We start from the raw sequence: 26,411 nt of genomic DNA, 5'->3' as shown, positions 1-26,411 counted from the left end.
ACAAACATATTGGTCCATACCAATGGGAGAGCCACATGACCAAGAAACGCATTGCCATCATCGGCGCCGGCCCCTCCGGCCTGGCCCAGCTGCGCGCATTCCAGTCTGCCGCCAACAAAGGCGAAGAGATTCCGGAGATCGTCTGCTTTGAAAAGCAGGACGACTGGGGCGGCCTGTGGAACTACACCTGGCGCACCGGCCTGGATGAAAACGGCGAGCCGGTGCACTGCTCGATGTACCGCTACCTGTGGTCGAACGGCCCCAAGGAAGGCTTGGAGTTTGCCGACTATTCGTTTGAGGAGCATTTCGGCAAGCAGATCGCCTCCTACCCGCCGCGCGCCGTGCTGTTCGACTATATCGAAGGCCGGGTGAAGAAGGCCGGCGTGCGCAAGTGGATCCGTTTCAACTCTCCCATCCGCTGGGTCGACTACAACGAGGACAAGGGCAATTTCACCGTCACCGTGCACGACCATGCCAAGGACAGCACCTATAAGGAAGACTTCGACCACGTGATCTGCGCCTCGGGCCATTTCTCGACCCCGAACGTGCCGTTCTACCCCGGCTTCGACACCTTCAACGGCCGCGTGCTGCACGCCCACGACTTCCGCGACGCCCGTGAGTTCAAGGACAAGGATATCCTGATCCTCGGCGCCTCCTACTCTGCCGAAGACATCGGCTCGCAGTGCTGGAAATACGGCTGCAAATCCGTCACCTCCTCCTACCGCTCGGCGCCGATGGGCTTCAAATGGCCCGACAACTGGGAAGAAAAACCGGCGTTGGAATCCGTCAGCGGCAACACCGCCACCTTCGTCGACGGCACCCAGAAGCAGGTCGACGCGATCATCCTCTGCACCGGCTACAAGCACTTCTTCAACTTCCTGCCGGACGATCTGCGCCTGAAGACCGCCAACCGCCTGGCCGCCGCCGACCTGTATAAAGGCGTGGTCTACGTGCATAACCCCAAGATGTTCTATCTGGGCATGCAGGATCAGTGGTTCACCTTCAACATGTTCGACGCCCAGGCCTGGTGGGTCCGCGACGCGATCATGGGCAAGATCGAAATCCCGTCGGACAAGGACACCCTGCTGGCCGACGTGAAAGAGCGCGAGGAGCGCGAAGAAGCCTCGGACGACGTCAAATACGCGATCAAATACCAGGGCGATTACGTGCTGGAGCTGATCGAGGAGACCGACTACCCGACCTTCGACGTGGCCGGCGCCTGCCAGGCCTTCTACGAATGGAAGGGGCACAAGGCCCAGGACATCATGGCCTTCCGCAACAACTCCTACAAATCAGTGATCACCGGCACCATGGCGCCCGTGCACCACACTCCGTGGAAAGACGCCCTGGACGACTCGCTGGAATCATATCTGCAAAACTAAGCAGATCCGCCCGCGCCGTTTTCCCCTTCCTGTACGGCGCGGGCACCCTTTCGCTGCTGTGCGAATCCCCTTTCGCAAGCTAAGATCAACCCCATGCAGCGCGACAACACCATGACTCTCGGATTTCTGATTTTTCCCGGCTTTCCAATGGCCTGCCTGACATCGGCCATCGAACCCCTGCGGGCGGCAAATGAAATTGCCGGCACCGAAACCTTCCGATGGAAACTGATCTCCGAAACCGGCGCCAGCGTGAATGCCTCCGCCAATGTGGCGTTCCAGCCCGACTGCTCCCTGGACCAGACCGAAGACATCGACACCCTGTTCCTGCTGTCCAGCCCGCAAGGCAAGTTTGAGGACCCCAAGGGCTCAAACGGCAAGCTGCGCCACCTGGCCCGCCACGGCACCAAGATGGGCGCGGTCTCCGGCGGCGTGTTCCCGCTGGCCCGCTCCGGCCTGCTGGACGGGCACAGCTGCTCTGTCCACTGGTGCTACAAGGCCGCCTTCACCGCCGAATTCCCGTCGCTGGCCACCGTTGACGACGTCATGGTGCTGGACCGCCGCCGCTTCACCGCCAGCGGCGCTGCGGCGATGTTCGATCTGTCCCTGAAACTGATTGAACAGACCCTGGGCGATGCAGTGATGACCGAAGTCGCCTGCTGGTTCCAGCACCCGATGGTCCGGGCCGAGGGCGTGCGCCAGAAAATCCCCGCCTTCAAGACCGACAGCACCGCCGACAGCCTGCCGCCGCCGGTCGCCAAGGCCGTCGAACTCTTTGCCGACAATCTGGAGCATCCGGTGTCGATCCGCGATGCCGCCAGCGAAATCGGCGTCTCGCCGCGCCAGCTGGAGCGCAGCTTCAAGGCCGCCACCGGCCAAAGCCCGGCGATCTATTACCGCACCCTGCGGATGAATGCGGCGCGGCAGCTGGTGATGTATTCCCGCGACTCGATCACCTCGATCGCCAATGCGGTGGGCTACGCCACCTCCTCCACCCTGTCGCAGCACTACCGCGAAAGCTTTGGCGTCACCCCGCAGGAGGAACGCCGCAAGGTGAACCTGTTCCGGGTCCAGGACAACCGGCCGATCCCGTCGGTCTGACGCCGCGGCCCTTTCTCGAAATAGCCCCTAGCAGCCGCAGAATGTCTGCGGCTGTTCTGGTTCTTTTCATCTTTCTGAAAATACTCCCGCCGGAGGCATCCGCCCCCTGCACGCAGGCCAGCCAGTTCCTTTGACCGCCTCCGGCCGCCAAAGGCAAACCGCCCGGCACTACGGCCGGGCGGCTTCAATCGTCGTGCAGATTTCTCAGATCACCGATTTCGCCGCCGCCACCAGTGCATGATGCAGCGATGCCGCCGAGGAACGCGGGCCGATGATCGAATATCTCTGCCCCGGCGCATGGCACAGCAGAAATACCCCCAGATGCTCCACCGAGGTGCGGGTGGCATCCCCCGCCTTGCCCGCACGAATATTGGCGTTGCACAGCCGCTCCAGCACGTCAAAGCAGCGCGGGCCTTCCATGCCGAAACAGCACCAGCCGTCGGTCTGCTCCACCACGGAGCCCGCGTCGCCGACTGCCTGTTTCAGCTCAGCCGCCAGCAGCTCGTGGCTGTCATGCGGGGCAGAGACCATCCACAGATCCGGCCCCATCCACCAGGCCGCAAGCTCCCCCGCCGCGCTCCAGCGGGCAGGCTCCGGCAAGAGACCGCCCAGATGCGATGCAGCCGCGGCTTTCACCGCCTCCGCCTGCCCCTGGCGTGCCGCCAGCGAGGCCAGCGCCCGGTCGGTGACTTCCCGGATCAGGAGGCCGGTGAAGGCATCCGCCCGCGGCTCATGCCCGCCCAGCGGAGAGATGGCTTTCAGCCCATGCTGATCAAACTTACCCACGGAGACGCTCCCCTTCCGGATCCACAAAATGCGCGCTGACAACCTCGACCCGGGTTTCCTTGCCCTCCAGCGGGTTGACTGCGCGGATCACCTCGCCCATCCGCGCGTCGCCGCGCTTCAGGAAGCCGATCCCGATCGAACAGCCCAGCACCGGAGAATAGGCGGCAGAGGTGATATAGCCCTGATCGGTGGCCGCGCTGACCTCGCCATCGGCGTTCATCAGATGCGCCCCGGCCTGCACCGGATCACCAGCATTCACAGGCCTGAAGCCCACCAGCTTCAGCGCGTCGTCCTGGTTCATGCCCGGCCGCTCACTCAGCACATTGCCGATGCAGTCCTTCTTCTTGCTGACCATCCGCCCCATGCCCAGGTTCAGCGCCGAGGTTGTCCCGTTCAGCTCGTTACCTGCCGCATGGCCCTTTTCGATCCGCATGACGCCCAGCGCCTCGGTGCCATAGGGAACAGCGCCGAACTCCTCGCCCGCCTCCATCAGCTTGCGGATCATCGCATCGCCGTACCGGGTCGGTACCGCGATCTCATAGGCCAGCTCGCCCGAGAAGGAGATCCGGAACAGCCGCGCCCGGCAGCCGCCCGCCACGGTCACTTCACCGCAGCCCATGAACGGGAACGCCTCGTTCGAGATGTCGAACTCGGGGTCCACGACCTTTTGCAGCAGCTTGCGGGCATTCGGACCCGCCACCGCGAACTGTGCCCAGGCCTCGGTGGTCGAGATCAGCTGCACATCCATGTCAGGAAACAGGCACTGGCGCGCAAATTCCATGTTGCGGTAGACCAGAACTGCGTTGGCGGTGGTGGTGGTCACCACGAAATGATCCTCGGCAAACCGCGCCGCGGTGCCGTCGTCATAGGCAATGCCATCTTCGCGCAGCATCAGCCCGTAACGGACCTTGCCCACCGGCAGCTTGGCAAAGGCATTGGCATACATCATGTTCAGGAACTCGGCAGCATCCTTGCCCTGCACATCGATCTTGCCCAGCGTGGTCACGTCGCAGATGCCGACCGAATTGCGGGTCTGCAGCACCTCGCGGTCCACCGACTGGCGCCAATGGGTTTCGCCCGCTTTGGGGAACCACTGCGCCCGCAGCCACTGGCCGACCTCGACAAACACCGCGCCCTGCTCCTCAGCCCATTTGTGGCTGGGGGTCTTGCGGGTCGGACGGAATTCCTCACCCACCGAGCGGCCAGCCATCACACCGAAAGACACCGGCGTGTAGGGCGGGCGGAACATGGTGGTGCCGACCTCGGGGATCTGCTTGCCCGCCAGTTCAGCCATGATCGCCAGACCGCCCATGTTGGAGGTCTTGCCCTGATCGGTTGCCATGCCCAGGGTGGTGTAGCGCTTCAGGTGCTCGACAGAGCGGAAGTTCTCCTGATGCGCCAGTTTCACGTCCTTGACGGTGACGTCGTTCTGCTGGTCCAGCCAGGCGCGGCCCTTGCCTTCCTTCACGTACCAGAAGGGGGTCACGTTGACGGGCGCGTCCTCGGCCTCGGGCAGATCACTCGCCTTGGCCTCGATCCCCAACTCCGACAGCGCAGCCACCGCGCCCTCGGCACCGGCCCGCAATGCGGCAGCGGTGGAGAGATCGCCATTGGCAGCTCCAGCCACGGACATGTTCTGCGGCAGCTCACCTGCGGGAACAAAGGCGGCAATATCCTCGCGCCAGGCCGGGCGGCCGCGCTGGTGGCAGGTCAGATGCACGTTGGGGTTCCAGCCGCCGGACACTGCCAGCGCGCCGCAAGGCACGTCGCGGGTGGTGCCGTTTGCCAGGCGCACCTGCGCCCATTCCAGACCCAGCCGGCCCTTCGTGTCGATCACCTGCGCCCCGGCAAACAGCTCGGCGCCTTCAACCTTGGGCGCATCCGCGCGGGTGTCGATCACCGCCGTGACCTTAACGCCCTTGGCAATCAGGTCGGCGGCGGTGCGGTGGCCATCGTCGTTGTTGGTGAAGACCGCAACCGTCTGATCCGGCGTCACCGCCCAGCGGTTGGCATAGGCGCGCACCGCACCCGCCAGCATCACGCCCGGACGGTCGTTGTTCTCAAACGCGATGGGACGCTCGGTGGCACCCGCCGCCAGCATTGCCCGCTTGGAGTAGATCCGCCACAGGATCTGCCGCGGCTTGCCCGTTTCCGGCGCCAGCACATGGTCGGCCACCCGCTCCACCGCGCCATAGATGCCGTGGTCAAAGGCGCCGATGATGGTGGTGCGCGGCATCACCCGCACATTCGGCATCGCCGCCAGTTCAGCTTGCACCTGCGCAACCCAGGCCGCGCCGGTCAGGTTACCGACGCCGAATGTCTCGGCATTCAGACGCCCGCCCAGCAGGAAGTCTTCATCCGCGATGATAACCTGCGCCCCGGCCCGGCCCGCGGTCAGCGCCGCCATCAGGCCGGTGGGACCAGCCCCGATCACCAGAAGGTCGCAATGCAGGAAGCCCTTGTCATAGGCATCCGGGTCGGCCTCGAAACTGATGCTGCCGAGGCCGGCCGCCTTGCGGATGATCGGCTCATACACCTTCTCCCAGAACGCCGCAGGCCACATGAAGGTCTTGTAGTAGAATCCCGCGGTCAGGAAGTTCGAGAACCGGTCATTGATCGCCATGAAGTCATGCTGCAGCGACGGCCAGCGGTTCTGAGAATTCGCCTCCAGCCCGTCATACAGCTCCGCCACGGTCGCTCGGGTGTTCGGCTCCTGCCGCCCGCCGCTGCGCAGCTCGACCAGCGCGTTCGGCTCTTCAGAACCAGAGGTCAGCACACCGCGCGGACGATGGTATTTGAACGACCGGCCCATCAGCCGAACGCCGTTTGCCAGGAGCGCCGAGGCCAGCGTGTCGCCCTCATGCCCTTCATAGCGCTTGCCGTCAAAGGTAAAGCCCAGCTTCCGGGCGCCGTTGATCAGCCCGCCGTCCAGACGGTTGACCTGCACCCCCTTGCGGGTGCCATTGCTGCCATCGGCGCGGAACGCCATGGCGCCGGCATTGATCACTGCGTCAGTCATTTGCTGCGCCCCCTTGCCCGGGCCACATCGCGGGCCAGTTCGACAGTCAGGATTTCATGGGTCACGGTGTTGCGGGTCACCACCAGCCAGGAGCGGTCGCCCTGCTCATGGAACCACAATTCGCGGTGCTCGCCCGCCGGGTTGTCGCGCAGGTACAGGTAATCGTGGAACTGGTCCGCCGCGTTTTCGGCCTGCCAGTCCGGCCGGTCGATCAGGCTGGCGTCCCCCAGGTAGGTGAACTCCTGGCTGTCCCGCGGCCCGAGGATCGGATGGTTGATAATCATCGTGTGCTCCTTTCCTCAGTGCAGGTTCGGCTGGGCGCCCTGGCCCTTTTCGTCGATCATGCAGCCGCGCCGGAACCGGTCGAGCCGGTAGGCCGCCGCCACCTTGTGCGGGGTATCAGTCGCCAGCAGATGCGCATAGCACCAGCCCGACGCCGGGGTCGCCTTGAACCCGCCGTAGCACCAGCCGCCGTTGAAATAGAGCCCGTCGATATGGGTCTTGTCGATGAAGGGGGAGCCGTCCATCGACATGTCCATGATGCCGCCCCAGCTGCGCAGCATCCGCACCCGGCCCAGCATCGGCATCAGCGCCATGCCGCCTTCCATCACATCCTCGACCACCGGCAGGTTGCCGCGCTGCGCATAGGAATTGTACATGTCCAGGTCACCGCCAAACACCAGCCCGCCCTTGTCCGACTGGCTGACATAGAAATGCCCCGCGCCGAAGGTGACAACGCCATCCAGCACCGGCTTTAGCCCCTCAGAGACAAAGGCCTGCAGAACATGGCTTTCGATCGGCAGGCGCATCCCCGCCTTCTGCATCACCCGGCTGGAGGAGCCGGCCACGCAGCTCGCCACCTTGTTGGCGCCGATGAAGCCCTTGGTGGTTTCCACACCCAGGCACTTACCGTTCTCGATCCTGAAGCCGGTGACTTCGCAGTTCTGGATGATGTCCACCCCGCGCAGGTCCGCTCCGCGGGCATAGCCCCAGGCCACCGCATCGTGCCGGACAGTGCCGCCGCGGCGGTGCAGCAGCCCGCCCTTGATCGGAAAGCGCGCGTCGTTGAAGTTCAAGAACGGGTACATTGCCCGCACGCCTTCGGTGTCCAAAAGCTCCGCGTCCGAGCCATTCAGGATCATCGCATTGCCCCGGCGCCGCGCCGCATCGCGCTGCGCATCGGTGTGCACCAGGTTCAGAATGCCGCGCTGGCTGACCATGGCGTTGTAGTTGAAGTCCTGCTCCAGCCCTTCCCACAGTTTCAGCGACAGCTCGTAAAACGGCTCGTTGCCGTCCAGCAGATAGTTGGAGCGGATGATGGTGGTGTTGCGGCCCACATTGCCGCCGCCGATCCAGCCCTTCTCGATCACCGCGACATTGGTCAGCCCATGGTTCTTGGCCAGGTAATAGGCCGTCGCCAGCCCGTGCCCGCCGCCGCCAATGATCACCACATCGTAGCTTTTCTTGGGTTCCGGATCACGCCAGGCGGGGCGCCATCCCTTGTGGCCCGTCAGGGCCTCCTTGATCACTTTCAGGCCGGAATACCGCATGATGTCCTCATCAACTGTCCTTGCAACAGTTGTTGAGAAACGCCGGTCTTCACAGAGCGATTTCGGACACCGGCCGCGCCATTTGCGTCAGCAGCGCGAATTCGCCCATTCAGCTGCAGCGGGACAACCGGCACCCAGAGGCTTCCATGCAAAATCAAGCAACTGATTTTATTCATAAAATCAAGAAACCACAGACAGGCACCGGAAAATTCTTACGCTGCCCGGTTTGCGTCACCCGCCCGGACATCCGCGCCAGATGCGGCAGCAGCGACTCACTCCGTCAGATCAATCTGGTCCAGCTCATTCAGCAGGTCCAAAAGCGCCTCATAGCGTTCAGGCCCCATCTTGGCCCGGGTCCGGTTCATCAACTCCAGACTCGCCTCGATGTTGTCGGCGATGACCTTCTCGCCCGCAGGCGCGATCCGCACCACCTGGCGGCGGCGGTCCTCCTTGTCGCGCACGCGGCTGATCAGCTGCTTTTCCTCCAGCTTCTGCAGGATCCGCGTCAGGCTTGGCAGCAGCAGGCAGGCCTTGTCGGCGATCTGGGTCGGGTCAATCGGCCCGTCTTCCTGCACCACCCGCAGCACCCGCCACTGCTGCTCGGTCAGACCCGCGCCGCTCAGCAGCGCCCGGATCGGACCCATCACACGTTCCCGCGCCCGGAGCAGAGCAATTGGCAGCGAACGGTCGGTGGCCGGCATCATCTTGGTCATAGCCGATTATCACCCCGCTGCAGGCTAAACGCAATTGCTGCTTGGATTTCTTCTGCTTGACCGGCGGCCCTCATTTTGCTACACATGTTAAGCAATTCAGGAGGACACTGGATATGCCGCACATCACGCTGGACTACTCCGCCAACATGGAGGACCGCACCGACATTGCCGCGCTCTGCCGCCATCTGCGGCAGGCGGCAGCGGAAACCGGCGTGTTCCCGCTGGCCGGGATCCGGGTGCGCGCCTTTGCCGCCAGCCATGTCTCGATTGCCGACGGCGATCCGCAGCACGGCTATATCGACATCTCCATCCGGCTGCGCGCCGGGCGCGATCTGGACACCCGCAAGCGCGCCGCCAAGGCCGTGTTCGCGGCAGCACAGTCCTTTCTGGAACCGGCCCTGCAGCAGCACTCCATCGCCCTGTCGCTGGAAATGCGCGACATCGACCCGGAGCTTTCCCCGAAATGCGGCACCATCCGCGACCACATGCAAAAGGCGGACCCGTGATGAGCGATCTGGACACCAACACCGAAACGCTGAACCGCCATCTGGCCCGCTTCCGCGAGACCGGCATTTTGAACCTGATCAACGGCGAAACCCGCCCCTCCGCCTCCGGCGCCTCCTTCGAAACACTCTCGCCGGTGGACGAAAGCGTGATCTGCTCCGTTGCCAAAGGCAGCGCTGAGGACATCGGCACTGCAGCTCAAGCCGCCAAGGCCGCCTTTCCCGCCTGGCGCGACATGCCGGCGCTGGAGCGCAAGAAGATCCTGCACCGCATCGCTGATCTGATCGTCGAACGCGCCGAGGAAATCGCGCTGTGCGAATGCTGGGACACCGGGCAAGCCATCCGTTTCATGTCCAAGGCCGCCCTGCGCGGCGCCGAAAACTTCCGCTTTTTCGCGGATAAGGCCGCATCCGCCCGCGACGGCCAGCAGCTGCAATCGCCAACGCTGATGAACGTGACCACCCGCGTGCCGATCGGCCCGGTGGGCGTCATCACCCCCTGGAACACGCCCTTCATGCTGTCCACCTGGAAGATCGCCCCCGCGCTGGCGGCGGGCTGCACCGTGGTCCACAAACCGGCCGAGTTCTCCCCCCTTACTGCCCGCATCCTGGCCGAAATCGCGCATGAGGCCGGCCTGCCTGCGGGCGTCTGGAACCTTGTGAACGGCTTCGGCGAGGACGCAGGGCGCGCGCTCACCGAACACCCGGACATCAAGGCCATCGCCTTTGTCGGCGAGTCGAAAACCGGCTCGATGATCATGAAGCAGGGCGCGGACACCCTGAAGCGCGTGCATTTCGAACTGGGCGGCAAGAACCCGGTGGTGGTCTTTGACGACGCCGACCTCGACCGCGCGCTCGATGCCGCCATCTTCATGATCTACTCGCTCAATGGCGAGCGCTGCACCTCCTCCTCGCGCCTTCTGGTGCAGGACAGCATCGCGGAGGCGTTCGAGGCCAAGCTGATCGAGCGCGTCAACAGCATCAAAGTCGGCCACCCGCTGGATCCCGCGACCGAGGTTGGCCCGCTGATCCACAAGGTGCATTTCGACAAGGTCACGTCCTACTTCGAGACCGCCAAACAGGACGGCGCCACCATCGCCGCCGGCGGCATCCGCGCAGGCGACAAGGGATGGTTCGTCCGCCCGACGCTGTTCACACATGCCACCAACGATATGACCATCGCACAGGAGGAAATCTTCGGCCCGGTCCTCACCGCGATCCGCTTCAAGGACGAGGAGGAGGCCCTGACACTGGCCAACGGCACCCAGTACGGTTTGACAGGCTATGTCTGGACCAACGACCTCACCCGTGCCCTGCGCTTCACAAACGCGCTGGAGGCCGGGATGATCTGGGTGAACTCGGAAAACGTCCGCCATCTGCCCACCCCCTTTGGCGGGGTCAAGTCCAGCGGCATCGGCCGCGACGGCGGCGAATGGTCGTTCGAGTTCTACATGGAGCAAAAGCACATCGGCTTTGCCACCGGCCGCCACAAGATCCCGCGCCTCGGCGCCTGATCCGCTCTTCTTCTGGCTCAAAATATCCCGGGGAGCGCGAGGGGCCGGCCCCTCGCTCCCGCACCCGGCCTCAAGCGAAAGGTCCAAACCATGCCCGTTCCCGCCCCGAACCTCTACCCGCCCTTCAACATCGTGCGGCTCAGCCATGTGGAATACGCCGTCACCGACCTCACCGCCTCCCGCGCCTTCTATGTGGATACCCTCGGCCTGCAGGTGACGCATGAGGACGACAGCCGCATCTATCTCCGCGCGATGGAAGAACGCGGCCACCATTGCATCGTGCTGGTCAAGGCGGACACGGCGTCCGTCGGCGTCCTCGGCTTCAAACTCTACGATGCGCCGGACCTGGACAAGGCGGCAGACTTCTTCACGTCCAAGGGTCTGCCGGCGGAATGGGTTGACCGCCCGCACATGGGCCGCACCTTGCGCACCCGCGACCCCTGGGGCATCCCGCTGGAATTCTACGTCAAAATGGACCGGCTGGAGCCGATCCACCAGAAATACAGGCTCTATAACGGGGTAAAACCGCTGCGCATCGACCATTTCAACATGTTCAGCGCGGATGTGGATGCCTCCGTCGCCTTCTATAACGAGATGGGGTTCCGCGTCACGGAGTTCACCGAGGATGACGACAGCGGCAAGATCTGGGCCGCCTGGATGCACCGCAAGGGCGGCGTGCACGACGTGGCCTTCACCAACGGCCTCGGCCCCCGCCTGCACCACACCGCCTTCTGGGTGCCGAACCCTTTGAACATCATCGACCTCCTGGACCTGATGTCGACCACCGGCTACGTCGGCAATATCGAACGCGGCCCCGGCCGCCACGGCATCTCCAACGCCTTCTTCCTGTATGTGCGCGACCCCGACGGCCACCGGATCGAGATCTACTGCTCCGACTACCAGACCGTCGACCCGGACCTGGAGCCGATCAAATGGTCGCTCACCGACCCGCAGCGCCAGACCCTTTGGGGTGCGCCTGCGCCGCGCAGCTGGTTTGAGGAAGGCTCGGTGTTTGAAGGCGCCACCCCGAAACCTAGCGCCTTGAACGCGCAGCCGATTATTGCACCCTGATGAAAAGGATCGCGCCCGGCCCCCGGCCGGGCACACTCCCAAAAGAACAAGGTAAGAAGAATGAAATGGGATGACTTCTCCGAATGGGGCCGCAGGGTCGCGGACTGGACGCAGGACTATCACCTGACCGTCGGCGACCGCCCGGTGCGCGCCAGGACCGAACCCGGCGAAGTGCTGAGCGCCCTGCCCCAGACCCCGCCCGAGGACGGCGAGGGGATGGAGGCGATCTTCCGCGATTTCGAGGACATCGTGATGCCCGGCATCACCCATTGGCAGCACCCGCGCTTCTTTGCCTATTTCACCTCCAACGCCGCCGCGCCCTCGGTGCTGGCGGAATTCCTCACCTCAGCCATCGCGCCGCAATGCATGCTGTGGCAGACCTCTCCCGCGGCGACGGAGATGGAGACCCGGATGATGGACTGGCTGCGCCAGGCGCTGGACCTGCCTGACCAGTTCCAGGGGGTCATCCAGGACTCTGCCTCCTCTGCCACCCTCGCCGCAGTGCTGACCATGCGGGAAAAGGCGCTGAACTGGCAAGGCAACAGCCAAGGCCTGTTCGGACAGAAAGCGCTGCGCATCTACTGTTCTTCTGAGGTCCACACCTCCATCGACCGCGCCATCTGGGTCGCGGGCATCGGCCAGCAGAACCTGATCCGGATCCCCATCAAGGGCGACTGGCGCGGCATGGACCCGGCAGCACTCGAAGCCGCCATCGAAGCCGACCTCGCCGCTGGCCATCAGCCCGCGGGCGTGATCCTCTGCGTCGGCGGCACCGGCGTTGGCGCCACCGACCCCGTCGATCAAGTGCTGGACGTGGCCGAAAAATACGGCCTCTACACCCATGTCGACGCCGCCTGGGCCGGCTCCGCGATGATCTGCCCGGAGTACCGCCATTACTGGCCGGGGGTGGAGCGCGCCGACAGCATCGTCTTCAACCCGCACAAATGGCTGGGCGTGCAATTCGACTGCTCCGCCCATTTTCTGAAGAACCCGGATGACTTGGTGCGAACCCTCGCCATCAGCCCGGAATACCTCAAAACCCACGGCCATGACGGCATCATCAACTATTCCGAATGGTCCGTGCCACTGGGCCGCCGCTTCCGCGCGCTGAAAATCTGGTTCCTGATCCGCACCTACGGGCTGGAGGGCCTGCGCCAGCGCCTGCGCAATCACATCACCTGGTCCAGCCAGCTGCATGACAAGCTGAAAGCCGAGCCTGATTTCCAGATCACCACCCCGCCGATGTGGTCGCTCTGGTCCTTCCGCTACGCGCCCGAGGGTGCCGCGAATCTGGACGATCTGAACCTAAGGCTGGTCAACGCCATCAACGATGACGGCCGCATCTACCTGACCCAGACCCGCCTCGACGGCGAGCTGGTGATCCGCTTCCAGGCGGGCCAGTTTGAAACCACCGAAGCGGACGTGATGATGGCTTTCGACGTCATCACCGAAATCGCAAGGAACCTGACCTGATGCGCTTTGCCACCTACTCCGCCGATGGCGAGACCTTCTATGGCGCTGTGACAGACGCAGGCATGATCGCCCTATCGCCGCATTTCCCGGACTGGCCCACCCTGCGCGAGGTGATCGCCGCCCAAGGCCTGCCCGAACTAGCCGAAGCCGCTGAGGGCAAGCCCGTCACACACACGGATTTTGTCTATGAGATCCCCATCCCCAACCCGGAAAAGATCCTCTGCGTCGGCGTCAACTTCCCTGACCGCAACGCGGAATACAAGGACGGCTCCGCCCAGCCCAAGCATATGTCCCTGTTCCCCCGCTTCCCGCGCTCCTTCACCGCGGCGGAGCGCCCACTGATCCGCCCGCCGGAAAACCACACGCTGGATTACGAGGGCGAGGTCGCCGTGGTGATCGGCAAAGCAGGGCGCCGGATCAAACCGGAAGACGCCTACGATCACATCGCGGCGCTGACGCTGGCGAACGAGGGCACCATCCGCGACTGGGTCCGCCACGCCAAGTTCAACGTCACGCAAGGCAAGAATTGGGACAACTCCGGCTCGATCGGCCCCTGGCTGGTGCCCTTCACGGATGCTGCCCAGCTGGATGAGGCGCGCATCCTCACCCGCGTGAACGGAGAGGTCCGCCAAGACGACACCCTGAGCCGGATGATGTTCCCGATCCGCGAGGAGATCGCCTATATCTCCACCTTCACCACCCTGCAGCCGGGTGACGTGATCATCACCGGCACCCCCACCGGGGCAGGCGCGCGGTTTGATCCGCCGAAATACCTGGTCCCCGGCGATGTGGTCGAGGTTGAGGTGGAGGGCATCGGCATCCTGCGCAACACCGTCGAGGATGAGTTCAACGGGGGGCAGGCATGACCCCCGAGCAGCACGAGGACGCCGCCGAAGTCCTGCTGAAAGCCGAGCAAACCGGCCAGCAATGCGGTCTGCTCTCACTGGCCTATCCCGGCATGACGCTGGACGATGCCTATGCGGTGCAACAGGCTCTGATACGGCGAAAACTGGCTTCCGGGCGCAGGAAAATCGGCTGGAAAATCGGCCTCACCAGCCGCGCCATGCAGCAGGCGCTGAACATCACCACCCCCGACAGCGGCGTGCTCTTGGATGACATGGCGTTCGAAAACGGCGGCACCGTCCCCGCAGGCCGCTTCATCCAGCCGCGGGTGGAGGCGGAGATCGCCTTTGTCATGAAATCTCCCCTCGCAGGCGCAGCCTGTACCCGCGCGGACGTGCTGGCCGCCACGGATTATGTAGCCCCCTCTCTGGAAATCCTCGACACCCGCATCCTGCGGGCGGACCCGGCAACTGGCCAGGCCCGCATCATCACCGACACCATCAGCGACAACGCCGCCAATGCAGGCGTCGTGCTGGGCGCGGAGCGCCACGCCGTGGACGCTCACGACCTGCGCTGGGTGGGTGCCATCGCCGCCCGCAACGGCACAGTAGAGGAAACCGGCCTCGGCGCGGGTGTTCTGAACGATCCTGTCACCTCGGTCCTGTGGCTGGCGCGGCGGATGGCGGAATATGGACAACAGATCGAGGCCGGGGATATCGTGCTCTCAGGCTCTTTCATCCGCCCCATCGAATGCCCGCCGGGCACGGAAATCGCCGCAGATTTCGGCCCCTTCGGTTCCGTATCCATCAATTTCGCCTGACAGGAGGCCCAGCCCATGCCCGCGCCCAAGAACACCTTCAAACAGGCTCTATCACAGGGCAAACGCCAGATCGGCTGCTGGATGAGCTTTGCCGACGGCCAGATCGCCGAGATCATGGGCACCTGCGGCTTCGACTGGCTGGTGATCGACGGCGAGCACGCGCCCAACGATATCCGCTCGATCCGCGACCAGCTGATGGCGCTGGCGGCCTCGCCCAGCCATCCGGTGGTGCGGGTGCCGGTAGGGGAGACCTGGATGATCAAGCAGGTGCTGGATGCCGGCGCCCAGACGGTTCTGGTGCCGATCGTCGAAAGCGCAGACCAGGCCCGCGAGCTGGTCCGCGCCTGCCACTACCCGCCCAAGGGCGTGCGGGGCGTCGGCGCCACCGCCGCCCGCGCCACCCTGTTTGGCACTGTCAGCGAATACATCCAGACCGCCGATCAGGAGGTCTGCCTGCTGGTGCAGGTGGAAAACCGCGCCGGAATGGCCGCGCTGGACGAGATCCTTCAGGTCGAGGGCATCGACGGCGTGTTCATCGGCCCGGCGGATCTGTCCACCGACATGGGCCATCAGGGCAACTCCGCCCACCCGGAGGTGCGCGAAGTGATCGCCGATGCCATCGCCCGCATCAAGGCGGCAGGCATCGCCCCCGGCATCCTCGGCACCACGGATGAGGCCACCCAAGCCTACGCAGACATGGGCGCACAGTTTCTTGCGGTCGGAATCGACGTGATGGTGCTGGCCAGAAACGCCCGCGATCTCGCCGCCAAGTGGAAGGCAGACTAAAGCCGAAGCGCCAGCCGCAACAGGCAGCCCTCCCGCGCCCGCCCGCAGCCCTGGCTTCGCCAGCGCAGCGGCAGCGGCCTTGGGCGTGGCACCGCGCCTTGCGCGGTGCCACGCCCAACGGGAGGAAGGTATTTCCAATACCTGACGACGGGCGGGAGCGTTCCCCTGCCGCTAGGCGCCGCGCCCGGATCAGGCCCGGATCAGGCCACGATCAGCGCAGCACCATGCCTTCGGGCCAGTTCAGCGTGGTGTCCAGCCGGATCGTGCGGCTTTCACCCGCCGCCAGTTCCAGATCCCAGGCCAGAATGCCGCGCTGCTTCTCCACATCCTCCTCCGCAGGCCTCGGTTTGGCGCTCCAGCCGATCTCCAGATCGTCCTGCTGCGAATAGGGCACCCGGTCCAGCACCCGCACCGCCCAGTCCTGCCCGGTCAGGTTCTCCACCTCGATCTCCACCGCCTGCACCTGCTGGCTGCTGCGCGAGATCAGGCCCTGGCCGCCTTCGCTCTGATCCAGCACATCGCGGCGCAACTGCAGGCCTTCGACCGGGCCGAACCCGGCCTCCATCTCCGCACCCGGCGCCAGCCCCGCAAACCGTTCCACCGCAATCAGCTTGCCATCGGCAAAGCGCGGCACCTCAGCCGCGCCCAGCAGCTGCTCGCCAAAGCTGTTGGTGAATTTAACCACCCTGTAGGCGGTCTCGTCCCGCAACGGCACTGCCACCGCCCTCAGCTCAGCCGCGGCAGTCAGGCTGTCCATCTCCAGCCGCAGCAGATCGGCGCCGGAGGCCACGGTGACAGGCGCGCCAAACCGGTAAGTGACGGCGGCACCGCTGCGATCCGCGCTCCACTCAAGCGCCTCCTCCGCAACCGCGGCCGCCTCTGCCGCCGGCGCCGCCAGCGCGCCAAGTTCAGAGTCGAACGATTGCAGCCGCTTCTGCGGGCGCGGCAGCTCCGGCGCTTCAACCCGGCGCAGCCAGGGATGCAGCGCGGAGGGGCTGCCCTGCCCCGAAGGGGCTGCCGTCGACAGCGTCAGCGCCACATCCTGCCAGTTCTCGCCGGTGTCCTGAACCAGCAGCACCGCCCGCTTCAGGGTGAGTTCAGCCTCACCCGCGGCCTCACCCATTGTGCTGAGGTGCATTTCATAAGACGGCTGCCAGCCGATGTTTCCGGCCCCTTCCGTGAGATAGCGGACCGTCACCGCGCCGTCTCCCGCCTGCTCTGCCTCGATATCCACCGCAATGAACAGCCGGTCCCGGTCTTCCAGCGAAATCGCCGCCAGCGCCGCGCGGGCCTCTGCCAGGTCTTCCTCCAGATCCTCCAGCTGCAACCCGATCCGCCGCGCCTCAGCCTCGGCGGCCACCGCCGCCTGGCTGGCGCCCGCGGCCTCCTCCGAAATCATCCGGGCAATCGCGCTCAGCGCCGCGGCATCGGCCTGCGCCAGCCCCTCGTTGCCGCCCAGCTGCTGCAGGAAACCGATCGAGGCTTCCGCCGCCCGGACGCCGGCCCGCGCCCGCTCCGCCTCATCGCGGACCGCAGCGATGCGGGCCTCCGCCGCGCGGACACGCGCCTCGGCGGCCTCGATCTCCGGGTCATTGGCATCGCGCGGCGGCGCGTAATCCTGGCGCAGCTGCGTGGCAATGCGGCGCGCCCCGGCAATCTCAACTTGCAGGGTGCTCAGCCGCGCAGAGTGCGGCACGTTCTGCAGGATCAGCCGGTGCCGCCCTTGCTTCAGCGTCAGCGCTGCGCTGCGGGTCACTTCGGCCAGGCCCGGGTAAAGCGTCACTTCAGACACCCGGCTGCTGACCGGAATTTCGTCCGCCGCCGCCGGTGCGGCAGCCAAGGCGCAGCAGGACAAGGCAAAAGCCATCAAGGAAAATCGCATTGGCATCTCTCACTCAGGAAATGAAGGCGGGCAAAAACGCCCGCCTGGTGCCAAACCTATCCTTCCGTCCCCGGCGTGGCCAGCACGCTCAGGCCGCCTGGGCAGAGGGCCGCTGCGGCTGCGACGGGCCAAAGCGCAACTCCAGCTCCATCGGGTCGATCCCCAGATCCTCGCAGGAGGAAATCGCGGTGAGGCTGGCCGCATCGAACAGCCACAGATCCTCGCCGCGCATCCGCAGGCACAACCCCTTGCGGCGCAGCGCGCGGCACAGTGTGAACCAGTCTCCGGCAGCGCTGAACGCGCTGGCGACATGCTGCTTCAGTTCCGCCGCCGTCACGCAGCTCAGCCCGGGCCTGCGTTCGGGCTCAGGGCGCGCAGCGGCCGCAGACCGCTGCGGCAAATGCATTGGGGCAAAGGACGGAAGCATCTGCGTTGCGGGGGTGGCGGTGCTGAAGTCCTGCAGTGCGATCATGGCGTTTTCCTCTGTCTGCGGCGGCTGATTAACTCTCCATTTGAAATTACCGGACCCGTGCGCGCCCCGGCAGCCGTGCAAAAGAAAAGGGGCCGTCTCTTCCGAAGCGGCCCCCTCACCAAAAGGATATAAGGCTCAGCCTTTCTTCAGGACCTCGCGGCCCAGCAGCTCGGCAATCTGCACCGCGTTCAGCGCCGCGCCCTTGCGCAGGTTGTCGCTGACGCACCACAGGTTGATGCCGTTGTCGATGGTCGAATCCTGACGGATGCGGCTGATGAAGGTGGCGAAATCGCCAACGCATTCCACCGGGGTCACGTAGCCGCCGGCTTCGCGCTTGTCGATCACCATGATGCCGGGCGCCTCGCGCAGGATGTCGCGGGCCTCGTCCTCGTCCAGGAAGTCCTCGAACTCGATGTTGATGGATTCGGAGTGGCCGACAAACACCGGCACCCGCACGCAGGTTGCGGTGACCTTGATCGACGGGTCGACGATCTTCTTGGTCTCGGCCACCATCTTCCACTCTTCCTTGGTCGAGCCGTCGTCGAGGAAGACGTCGATATGCGGAATGACGTTGAAGGCGATCTGCTTGGGATAGACTTTCGGCGGCACGTCCTGGGTCGGGTTATAGACGGACTTGGTCTGGTCCCACAGCTCGTCAATCGCGTCCTTGCCGGAGCCGGACACCGACTGGTAGGTCGACACCACAACGCGCTTGATCCGGGCGCGGTCATGCAGCGGCTTCAGCGCGACAACCATCTGCGCGGTGGAGCAGTTGGGGTTTGCGATGATGTTCTTGTTCTTGTAGCCGTGGACCGCCTGCGGGTTCACTTCCGGCACGATCAGCGGGATTTCCGGGTCGTAGCGGTACAGCGACGAGTTGTCGATCACCACACAGCCGGCCGCTGCCGCCTTGGGCGCGTATTTCTTGGTCGCGTCAGAGCCGATGGCAAACAGCGCCATGTCCCAGCCGGCAAAATCGAAGGTGTCCAGATCCTTGGTAGTGAGTGTCTTATCGCCAAAGCTGACTTCAGTGCCGAGAGACTTGCGGCTTGCCAGCGCAGCGACCTCGTCCACGGGGAACTGGCGCTCGGCCAGGATGTTCAGCATTTCGCGGCCCACGTTGCCCGTGGCGCCGACAACGGCGATGCGGTAACCCATTTTTCTGTTTCTCCAGTATTGCCCGGCCCCATGGCCGGCGCGGGAGTGATAATGCCTCCGGGCAAAAGTTTAAAGGGGGCGGATCAGTCCATGCTGTCGCGGCTGAGCAGATAAACCGCGCACCCCGCCGCCAGGCACACCAGAAAGAAGCCGAAAATGCCGGTGTAGGGCAAAGCCGGATCGGCTCCCGCCATTTCCGCGTGAATGCGCCCGGTCGCAAACTGCATGATTCCCACCCCGCCAATGCCGAACAGGTTCAGCAGGGTCACCCCGCGCCCCGCCAGATGCGGCGGCACAAAGGCCCGGCCATGCGCCATGATCACCGGGAAGGAGGCTCCGAAAAACCCCACCGCCGCCATCATCGCAACCGGCACCCAGACCGGCGCGCCGGTGGCCATAATCAGCCCCCCCAGGGCAAGGCAGGCCAGCAGGTTGCCGCCCAGGATCACCCATTTGCGGGTGCCCAGCATCCGGTCCAGCGGCCCATAGGCAAAGGTGCCCGCAATCATCGCCGCGCCCATCACCAGCGTCGCCAGCCCCACGGCCTGGGTGCTGAGCCCGTAAAGATCGCTCAGATAGGGTCCGATCCACAGCCCCCGCAGCGCGCCCGAGGGCGCATAGGCCACCAGCATCAGCGGAAAGACCGCCCACATCGCCGGCATCTTCAGCAGGTCAAAGACCGATCCCTTCAGTTCGCCATCGGGCTTGTCCGGGTCGCTCACGGTCACGAATATCCCCGCCGCCACCGCAACCGAGACCGCCGCCAGCCCCGCCAGGGTGCCGCGCCAGCCGAACAGGTCCACCGCCAGCGCGGTCGGGTAAGAGGCCACCAGATTGCCTGCCGACCCCACCCCCAGCATCAGCGCCGCCAAAGTGGCAAATCGGGCGGGCGGGTACTGGCGGGCAAAGATGTAATAGGACGCCATCAGCACCGGCGAGCAGCCAATGCCGATCAGGAACATCGCGATGCTCACGTGCAGGGGCGTGGTGGCCGCGGCAAACAGCGCCGCGCCGCCGCCGCCGCCCAGAAGCAGCAGCACCGCCGCCGTCCGGCGCGGGCCCGCATGGTCCAGCGCCCAGCCCACCGGCAGCTGCATCGCCGCAAAGGACAGGAACCACATGCCCGAGGCAAACGCCAGATCATCCGGCGCCGCGCCGATGTCCTGCCCCAGCACCCCCGACAGCACCGCCAGAAAGGCGCGGAAAAACTGGCTCAGCACATAGGCCAGGCACAACAAGACCAATCCCGCCTGCATTTTCCCTCCCCGCTTTTTTGTGTCTGCCGCACAGCTTGCATGTTTGGCCCCGGCGCACAATTTGTTTAGGTAGAAACCGCAGGTCACACGGCCAGACCAGTGGGCCAGACCAGTGGGGCACGCCATTGGTGCAGATCACTGTGGCAGGCCACTGGGGCCAAGGACCGGAGCGGAACCGCATGACGACGGACAGTTTCTATACCAGCCTCCCCAGGGTCCGCAGCTTTGACAGCTTGTCCGCCCCGGAGGCATTTGTGCCGCTGCCGCCGGACTGGCACCTGTGCTGCACCGATATCGTCAACTCCACCGCGCTGATTGCGGCGGGCCGCTACAAGACCGTCAACATGATCGGCGCCGCGGTGATTGCCGCGATGCGCAATGCGCTGCAGGGCGAGGCGTTCCCCTATATCTTCGGCGGCGACGGCGCCGCCTTTGCGGTGCCGCCGCGCCACCGGGAGACCGCACAGCGCGTTCTGGCCTCCTTGCGCAGCTGGACCGGGGCGGAATTCGGCGTCCCCCTGCGCGCCGCCATGGTGCCGCTGCGCTGGATCCGGGCAGAGGGGCTGGACGTCACCATCGCCCGCTATGCGGTGTCGGATCACGCCGATTTCGCGATGTTCAGCGGCGGCGGCCTGGCCTGGGCCGAGTCGCAGATGAAAGCGGGCGCCTTCGAGGTGCCGCCGGACCCGCAGGCCGCACCGCCCGATCTCTCCGGCCTCTCCTGCCGCTGGAGCAACACGCCCGCCCGCAACGGCATTATCCTGTCGGTGGTCGTGCAGCCTGCTCCGGGCGCGGACCCGCGGGCGTTTGCCCGATTCTCCTCCCGCCTGCTGGCTCTGGCAAGCGAACTGAAAGACAACGGCCACCCGGTCCCCGCCACCGGGCCGAAACTGGGCTTTCCGCCTGCCGGGCTGGCGCTGGAAGCGCAGTCGTCGCGCGGCAAAACCCCTCTGATTTTACGGAAGCTTTATCTTTTGGCGCACAGCGCCCTCGCCGGGCTGATCTTCCTCGCCAAACGGCGCGCCGGCGGGTTTGACCCGGTGCATTACCTGTCCGTGCTCAAGGCCCATTCGGACTTCCGCAAATTCGATGACGGGCTGAAGATGACGCTGGACTGCACCGCGGACATCCGCGACCGGATCCGCCGCCATCTGGAGCGGGCGGCAGAGGCCGGGCTGGTGCAGTTCGGCCTGCATGAACAGGACGCCGCTCTTGTCACTTGCATCGTGCCTTCCCCGGTTGAGGACAGCCACGTGCATTTTGTCGACGGGGCGGCGGGCGGCTATACGCAAGCAGCCGCCAATCTGGCGGCCGCATTCGGTTCCGGCAAAGGCCAGGCTTAAGCTCAGACCGGCAGGAAGGCCCCGGCCTTGGGGTCATAACATTCCAGCCCGCCCTCGCCGATATCGGTCCACAGCCCGTGCAGGCTCAGCTCCCCGGCCTTGACCGCCGATTCGATGAACGGGAAGGTCATCAGGTTTTCCATCGACGCGACAACGGCTTGGCGCTCGAACTGGCGCGCCTGATCCACCGGGTCCTCGATATCCGCCACCCCTTCGAACTTGGGCTTCAGGATCTCCATCCAGCGGCCCACAAAACTGGTCTTCTGTTCCAGCTCCGGCGCCTGGCCCTTGCACATGTCGATGCAGCCCTGCACACCGCCGCACTGCGAATGGCCCAGCACGATCAGATGCGCCACCTTCAGCGCGGTCACCGCGTATTCCACCGCCGCCGAGGTGCCGTGATGGTCGCCGTCGGGCGCATAGGGCGGCACCAGGTTGGCGATATTGCGGTGAATGAAAAACTCGCCCTGGTCGGCCCCGAAGATCGAGGTCACATGCACCCGGCTGTCGCAGCAGGAGATCACCATCGCCCGCGGCCGCTGGCCCTCGGTTGCCAGGCGGCGGTACCAGCCCTGATTCTCCTCATAGGATGTGGCCTTCCACCCATGGTAGCGGGTCACCAGATAACTGGGCAGGGGTTTGGCAAATTCCATTGTCATGTCCTGTCAACATTCGTGTTGCCGGGCTTGATACCCTGCATTGTCCGCAAATTCGAGAGATTTGAACACCCCGCCGGAAACCTTTTGAAAACCTGTGGGGCGCACATTGGCAGACGTGCCGTGGGGGCATAAAGAATTTGGGTGAAAGTGGTGGCCAATATACTAACAGTAATGCACTCCGAAACAGTGCGCCTCGATCCTGACAAACTCACCGCGCTGTATGAGCAGCTTGGCGAAACCGGCGCCGAGGACGTCGTGTGCCGTGCGGTCGAAGAAATGGCTGTCCGCCTGACGCATTGCGAGCGTCTGTGGCGGCAGAATGAAATGGCGAGCCTGCGCAAGAGCGCCCGGTCGCTGATCGCGATTGCCGATCAGATCGGCATGACGGCGCTCGCGTCGATTGCCAGCGATGTGACCGCGGCCATCGACGCCGAGGATGCGCCGGCGGTTGCCGCGATTCTGTTCCGGCTGATGCGGGTGGGGGAACGCTCGCTGACCGCGGTCTGGGACCAGCAGGACATGACGATCTGATCTCAACGCAACCCGCAGGGCTTGCAGGCCGCGCTGCGGCGGCTACTCTGGCGCATCAGAACCGATTGCAACCGGAGTATTTCGATGCCGCCAGTCTTTGCCGCACCCGGCGCGGACGCCTGCCCTGTGCATGTGATCGCAAGCGACACTTTCGACAGCTGGCTCTCGGGCCAGCCGCAGCGCGTTCAGGCCTGGGCAACGGCGCATGGGTTTACCGGCGCCTGCGGCCAGGCGCTGGCAGTGCCGGGCGCCGATGGCGCGGTTGAAATGGCCTTGGCCGGATACGGCAGCGCCGCCCAGCGCGCGCGCCGCCGTTTCGTGCTGGCCGAAGCAGCGCAGAAACTGCCCGCGGGCCAATACCGGATCGCCTCCGGCCTGCCGCAGGCGGACGCCGCGGCTGAGGCCCTGGGCTGGCTGCTGACCGGCTACCGCTTCGGCCGCTACAAGGACGGCAAGGACACCGGCGCCGTGCTGGCGGCCCCCGATGGGGTGGATGCCGCCGCCGTCGAATCGCTGGCCGCCGCCGAATGCCTGACCCGCGACCTGATCAACACGCCCGCCTCCGACATGGGCCCGGCAGAGCTTCAGGCCGCGGCGGAAGCCCTGGCCGAAGAGTTCGGCGCAGAGGTGTCGGCGATTCTCGGCGAGGACCTGCTGGCGCAGAATTTCCCGCTGATCCACACCGTTGGCCGCGCCTCGGACCGCGCCCCGCGGCTGATCGAGATGCGCTGGGGCAGCTCCGGCCCCAGGCTCACCCTGGTGGGCAAGGGCGTCTGCTTCGACACCGGCGGCTTGAACCTGAAACCCGGCAGCAGCATGGCGCTGATGAAAAAGGACATGGGCGGTGCCGCCAACGTCCTGGGCCTTGCCCGCATGATCATGGCCGCCGGGCTGGAGTTGCAGCTCAGGGTGCTGATTCCGGCGGTGGAGAATTCCGTCTCCGGCCCCGCCTTCCGCCCCGGCGACGTGCTGACTTCGCGCAAGGGGCTGACGGTGGAGGTCAACAACACCGACGCCGAGGGCCGGCTGGTGCTGGCCGATACGCTGGCCCTGGCGGCAGAGGACGCGCCGGACCTGCTGATCTCCATGGCCACCCTCACCGGCGCTGCCCGGGTTGCGGTCGGCCCGGACCTGTCGCCATTCTACACCGACCGCGACCCCGACGCCGCGGCGCTTGCGGCCAGCGCCGCCCGCACCGCCGACCCGGTCTGGCGGCTGCCCTTTCACGAGCCTTACGAGGCCATGATCGAACCGGACATCGCCGACCTCGACAACGCGCCTTCCGGCGGCTTTGCCGGGTCGATCACCGCCGCCCTGTTCCTGCGCCGCTTTGCCGGTGACACGCGCTACATGCATTTCGACATCTACGGCTGGACCCCCGCCGCCGCGCCGGGCCGGCCCAAGGGCGGCGCCCTGCAGGGGGCCCGCGCCCTCTTTGCCGCGCTGCCCGGCATGCTGGCGCTGTGATCCGATGACGGACCGCCGCCGCTTGCCGATGAACGCCCGCGTGGCTGCCGCGCATCTGGAGAACGCGCCGGAAGATCTTGAGAAAGTAACAGGCACCGCCGCCCGCATCGGGGTGCCGGTGGCGGACCTTGCGCGCGCGCCGGACGGCGCCCGCGACCGCCAACTGGTCTATGGCGAGCCGGTCACGGTGTATGAGGACCGCGGCGGCTGGTCCTTCCTGCAAGCGGCCAAGGATGGCTATGCGGGCTATGTGCCCAGCGCCAGCCTGACGGCCCCGTTCGAGGCGACCCATTGGGTCAGCGCCCCCGCCACCCATGCCTACAGCGCGGATGACTTCAAATCCCCCGAAACCCATGCCCTCAGCCACGGCAGCCGGGTGCAGGTGCTGGGCGGCACAGGCCGGTTCCTGCAAACCAACCTGGGCTTCATCCCGGCGTGCCACCTCGCGCCGCTGGGCGTCCATCCGGGCGATCCGGCGGCAGTGGCGGAACTGTTCCTCGGCACGCCCTACCTCTGGGGCGGCAACAGCCGCTTTGGCATCGACTGCTCCGGCCTGGTGCAGGCGGCGCTGCTGGCCTGCGGCACCCCCTGCCCCGGCGACAGCGACATGCAGGAGGCCGAACTGGGCAGCCCGGCACCCGCCGCAGACTACCAGCGCGGCGACCTGCTGTTCTGGAAAGGCCATGTGGCCCTGGTGCGCGATGCTGAGACGCTGATCCACGCCAATGCCCATGACATGGCTGTGGCCATTGAACCGATCGCGGCGGCCATCGCGCGGATTGAAGCCCAGGGCGACGGCCCGGTCACTGCGCATAAAAGGCTGGGGTGACACCCGCCCGCCGCCGCAGGCGGCAAAAATCTTTCAAAGATTTTTGGCCGGAAAATTTGAATTTTCCGGTCCCCGCTCCGCCGCAAGACTTGCGGCTACTCCACGGAGCGGATCAGCTTGCGCTCCAGCACCCTCAGCACGGTCTTCAGATCCGCCCCGCGCTTCAGGATATGCCCGTCCATGCCGACCACCGAATACTGCCCCTGCCGCTGCCGCAGCTTGGGGCGCTTTTCGATCCGGTAGAGCGGATGCTCTGCCGTGCGCCGGAAGACGGAGAAGACTGCCAGATCACGCAAGGAGGATATCCCGTAATCGCGCCATTCCCCCGCCGCCACCATCCGTCCGTACAACGTCATGATGACCGACAGTTCCCGGCGGTCAAACGCGACTTGCTGAGGTATGGGAGATCCGGGAAAAGGCTGCACCTGATCAAAGCTCATAATTAAAAGGTTGCGTCTTTCCCCCCGCAAATCAAGGTTTTTAACATTCGATTTTTGCTGTGATGCAGCAGGCGCACAGGCGCGGCAGGCCTGTCTTGGCCGGTTTTCACACCGCTCAGGCCTCCGCCAGTGTGCCGCACTGCAAGCCCAGAATCTGCTCCAAAGCCACCCGCCCCGGCGCCGTCAGCATCAGCCCGCGCTTGTGCCGGTGCCGCTTGACCCAGCCGCTGTCCAGCGCGTGGTCCAGGATCTGCCGCCCCATTGGCCCGGCGACATGCAGCTTGCGCTCGGTCCAGTCCAGGCAGGGCCGGGCAAAGGGCTGGCGGCCCGGCCGCTCCGGCAGCACCACCCCCAGTTTCAGCCACTGCGCGGCGGGTTCGGCGCGAAAGGCGCCGTGCGCCTCCACCAGCATCCCCCGGTCCAGCAAGGCCCGGGTCATCGCCACCGCCAGCGGGCCGGCCAGATGGTCGTAACAGCTGCGCAGCTGCGCCAGCCCGCCCGCTTTGCGCTGCTGGGCGCGGTGCAGGCTGTCCGCGGGCGCAATCGCCGCCAGCTGCTCCAGCGCATGGGCCACCTCTGCGCCAGCCAGCCGGTGGTAGACGCAGCGGCCGCGCTTCTCCGCCACCACCAGCCCAGCGTTCTGCAGCAGCCGCAAATGGGCCGAAGCGGTCTGCGGCGTCACCCCGGCAGCCGCCGCCAGCTCCTTGTTGGTATAGGCGCGGCCCTCCATCAGCTCGCACAGCATCTGCGTGCGGCTGGCGTCGCTGATGGCCTGGCCCAGAATGTCAAAGCGCGGTGTGATCATGGCGCCACTCT

At 65.4% G+C, this 26,411-nt stretch carries 25 protein-coding genes; 13 read left to right on the top strand and 12 right to left on the bottom strand.

Annotated features, from left to right (window positions below; translation table 11 throughout):
- Positions 1-35 precede the first annotated feature (35 nt).
- Both R2C4_RS19645 and R2C4_RS19640 read left to right on the top strand, forming a co-directional pair.
- Positions 36-1,382 (top strand): NAD(P)-binding domain-containing protein, encoded by a 1,347-nt coding sequence (locus tag R2C4_RS19645; RefSeq protein ID WP_058285440.1) that lies wholly within the window; start codon positions 36-38, stop codon positions 1,380-1,382.
- Positions 1,383-1,475: 93 nt separating this feature from the next.
- The gene (locus R2C4_RS19640; protein WP_141891912.1) at positions 1,476-2,480 is read left to right on the top strand and encodes a GlxA family transcriptional regulator; all 1,005 of its coding nucleotides are present in this window, start codon (positions 1,476-1,478) and stop codon (positions 2,478-2,480) included.
- Between the two features lie 204 nt (positions 2,481-2,684).
- Here the strand turns inward: R2C4_RS19640 and R2C4_RS19635 are convergent, their stop codons facing one another.
- From R2C4_RS19635 to hpaR, 5 genes are all read right to left on the bottom strand, one after another.
- Complete coding sequence (locus R2C4_RS19635) at positions 2,685-3,266, bottom strand: sarcosine oxidase subunit gamma (protein WP_141891911.1); 582 nt, start codon at positions 3,264-3,266, stop codon at positions 2,685-2,687.
- The gene (locus R2C4_RS19630; RefSeq protein ID WP_208764544.1) at positions 3,259-6,255 is read right to left on the bottom strand and encodes a sarcosine oxidase subunit alpha family protein; all 2,997 of its coding nucleotides are present in this window, start codon (positions 6,253-6,255) and stop codon (positions 3,259-3,261) included. Before R2C4_RS19630 ends, R2C4_RS19635 begins: the two co-directional genes overlap by 8 nt.
- A gap of 26 nt (positions 6,256-6,281) precedes the next feature.
- Complete coding sequence (locus R2C4_RS19625; RefSeq protein WP_141891909.1) at positions 6,282-6,569, bottom strand: sarcosine oxidase subunit delta; 288 nt, start codon at positions 6,567-6,569, stop codon at positions 6,282-6,284.
- 15 nt (positions 6,570-6,584) lie between these two features.
- Positions 6,585-7,835, bottom strand: coding sequence for a sarcosine oxidase subunit beta family protein (locus R2C4_RS19620; RefSeq protein ID WP_141891908.1), 1,251 nt, complete (start codon positions 7,833-7,835; stop codon positions 6,585-6,587).
- 272 nt (positions 7,836-8,107) lie between these two features.
- Positions 8,108-8,548 carry a homoprotocatechuate degradation operon regulator HpaR gene (hpaR, locus tag R2C4_RS19615; RefSeq protein WP_141891907.1) on the bottom strand — a complete coding sequence of 147 codons (441 nt, stop codon included), beginning with the start codon at positions 8,546-8,548 and terminating at the stop codon, positions 8,108-8,110.
- Positions 8,549-8,661: 113 nt separating this feature from the next.
- Here hpaR and R2C4_RS19610 point away from each other — a divergent pair, with 113 nt between their 5' ends.
- The 7 genes from R2C4_RS19610 (at position 8,662) to R2C4_RS19580 (ending at position 15,558) form a co-directional block, all read left to right on the top strand.
- The gene (locus R2C4_RS19610; RefSeq protein WP_141891906.1) at positions 8,662-9,054 is read left to right on the top strand and encodes a 5-carboxymethyl-2-hydroxymuconate Delta-isomerase; all 393 of its coding nucleotides are present in this window, start codon (positions 8,662-8,664) and stop codon (positions 9,052-9,054) included.
- Positions 9,054-10,565 carry a 5-carboxymethyl-2-hydroxymuconate semialdehyde dehydrogenase gene (gene hpaE / locus R2C4_RS19605; protein ID WP_141891905.1) on the top strand — a complete coding sequence of 504 codons (1,512 nt, stop codon included), beginning with the start codon at positions 9,054-9,056 and terminating at the stop codon, positions 10,563-10,565. Before R2C4_RS19610 ends, hpaE begins: the two co-directional genes overlap by 1 nt.
- A gap of 90 nt (positions 10,566-10,655) precedes the next feature.
- Entirely contained in the window at positions 10,656-11,636 is a 981-nt protein-coding gene (gene hpaD, locus R2C4_RS19600) for a 3,4-dihydroxyphenylacetate 2,3-dioxygenase (protein ID WP_141891904.1), read from the top strand.
- Between the two features lie 60 nt (positions 11,637-11,696).
- Positions 11,697-13,109 (top strand): pyridoxal phosphate-dependent decarboxylase family protein, encoded by a 1,413-nt coding sequence (locus tag R2C4_RS19595; protein WP_141891903.1) that lies wholly within the window; start codon positions 11,697-11,699, stop codon positions 13,107-13,109.
- On the top strand, positions 13,109-13,975 hold the full coding sequence (locus tag R2C4_RS19590; RefSeq protein ID WP_141891902.1) for a fumarylacetoacetate hydrolase family protein: 867 nt from the start codon (positions 13,109-13,111) through the stop codon (positions 13,973-13,975). Before R2C4_RS19595 ends, R2C4_RS19590 begins: the two co-directional genes overlap by 1 nt.
- A complete protein-coding gene (gene hpaH, locus R2C4_RS19585) occupies positions 13,972-14,772 on the top strand; it encodes a 2-oxo-hept-4-ene-1,7-dioate hydratase (RefSeq protein WP_141891901.1) in 801 nt (266 codons plus the stop codon). The genes R2C4_RS19590 and hpaH overlap by 4 nt, the downstream gene beginning before the upstream one ends.
- Before the next feature lie 15 nt (positions 14,773-14,787).
- The gene (locus R2C4_RS19580) at positions 14,788-15,558 is read left to right on the top strand and encodes an aldolase/citrate lyase family protein (RefSeq protein WP_141891900.1); all 771 of its coding nucleotides are present in this window, start codon (positions 14,788-14,790) and stop codon (positions 15,556-15,558) included.
- Positions 15,559-15,769: 211 nt separating this feature from the next.
- Here the strand turns inward: R2C4_RS19580 and R2C4_RS19575 are convergent, their stop codons facing one another.
- From R2C4_RS19575 to R2C4_RS19560, 4 genes are all read right to left on the bottom strand, one after another.
- Positions 15,770-17,440: a DUF4139 domain-containing protein gene (locus tag R2C4_RS19575; protein WP_141891899.1), complete on the bottom strand. Its 1,671-nt coding sequence runs from the start codon at positions 17,438-17,440 to the stop codon at positions 15,770-15,772.
- Between the two features lie 88 nt (positions 17,441-17,528).
- Positions 17,529-17,912 (bottom strand): hypothetical protein, encoded by a 384-nt coding sequence (locus R2C4_RS19570; protein ID WP_141891898.1) that lies wholly within the window; start codon positions 17,910-17,912, stop codon positions 17,529-17,531.
- Between the two features lie 135 nt (positions 17,913-18,047).
- Positions 18,048-19,070: an aspartate-semialdehyde dehydrogenase gene (locus tag R2C4_RS19565; RefSeq protein WP_141891897.1), complete on the bottom strand. Its 1,023-nt coding sequence runs from the start codon at positions 19,068-19,070 to the stop codon at positions 18,048-18,050.
- A gap of 83 nt (positions 19,071-19,153) precedes the next feature.
- The gene (locus tag R2C4_RS19560) at positions 19,154-20,326 is read right to left on the bottom strand and encodes an MFS transporter (protein WP_141891896.1); all 1,173 of its coding nucleotides are present in this window, start codon (positions 20,324-20,326) and stop codon (positions 19,154-19,156) included.
- Positions 20,327-20,505: 179 nt separating this feature from the next.
- Here R2C4_RS19560 and R2C4_RS19555 point away from each other — a divergent pair, with 179 nt between their 5' ends.
- Entirely contained in the window at positions 20,506-21,669 is a 1,164-nt protein-coding gene (locus tag R2C4_RS19555; protein ID WP_141891895.1) for a DUF3095 domain-containing protein, read from the top strand.
- A gap of 2 nt (positions 21,670-21,671) precedes the next feature.
- Here R2C4_RS19555 and R2C4_RS19550 read toward each other — a convergent pair whose 3' ends face one another.
- Positions 21,672-22,322 (bottom strand): carbonic anhydrase, encoded by a 651-nt coding sequence (locus R2C4_RS19550; RefSeq protein ID WP_141891894.1) that lies wholly within the window; start codon positions 22,320-22,322, stop codon positions 21,672-21,674.
- Between the two features lie 177 nt (positions 22,323-22,499).
- Here R2C4_RS19550 and R2C4_RS19545 point away from each other — a divergent pair, with 177 nt between their 5' ends.
- From R2C4_RS19545 to R2C4_RS19535, 3 genes are all read left to right on the top strand, one after another.
- Positions 22,500-22,859 (top strand): hypothetical protein, encoded by a 360-nt coding sequence (locus R2C4_RS19545; RefSeq protein ID WP_141891893.1) that lies wholly within the window; start codon positions 22,500-22,502, stop codon positions 22,857-22,859.
- Between the two features lie 84 nt (positions 22,860-22,943).
- Complete coding sequence (locus R2C4_RS19540; RefSeq protein WP_141891892.1) at positions 22,944-24,326, top strand: leucyl aminopeptidase family protein; 1,383 nt, start codon at positions 22,944-22,946, stop codon at positions 24,324-24,326.
- A gap of 4 nt (positions 24,327-24,330) precedes the next feature.
- The gene (locus tag R2C4_RS19535) at positions 24,331-25,155 is read left to right on the top strand and encodes a C40 family peptidase (RefSeq protein WP_141891891.1); all 825 of its coding nucleotides are present in this window, start codon (positions 24,331-24,333) and stop codon (positions 25,153-25,155) included.
- Positions 25,156-25,250: 95 nt separating this feature from the next.
- Here R2C4_RS19535 and R2C4_RS19530 read toward each other — a convergent pair whose 3' ends face one another.
- Both R2C4_RS19530 and R2C4_RS19525 read right to left on the bottom strand, forming a co-directional pair.
- Positions 25,251-25,595 carry a DUF2794 domain-containing protein gene (locus R2C4_RS19530; RefSeq protein WP_039185371.1) on the bottom strand — a complete coding sequence of 115 codons (345 nt, stop codon included), beginning with the start codon at positions 25,593-25,595 and terminating at the stop codon, positions 25,251-25,253.
- 115 nt (positions 25,596-25,710) lie between these two features.
- Positions 25,711-26,400 carry an ArsR/SmtB family transcription factor gene (locus R2C4_RS19525; RefSeq protein WP_141891890.1) on the bottom strand — a complete coding sequence of 230 codons (690 nt, stop codon included), beginning with the start codon at positions 26,398-26,400 and terminating at the stop codon, positions 25,711-25,713.
- Positions 26,401-26,411: the final 11 nt, after the last annotated feature.

Origin of the sequence: Leisingera aquaemixtae, assembly GCF_006740765.1 — a bacterium.
Taxonomy (GTDB): Bacteria; Pseudomonadota; Alphaproteobacteria; order Rhodobacterales; family Rhodobacteraceae; genus Leisingera; species Leisingera aquaemixtae.
This window is presented reverse-complemented; position numbering and strand designations above follow the sequence as displayed.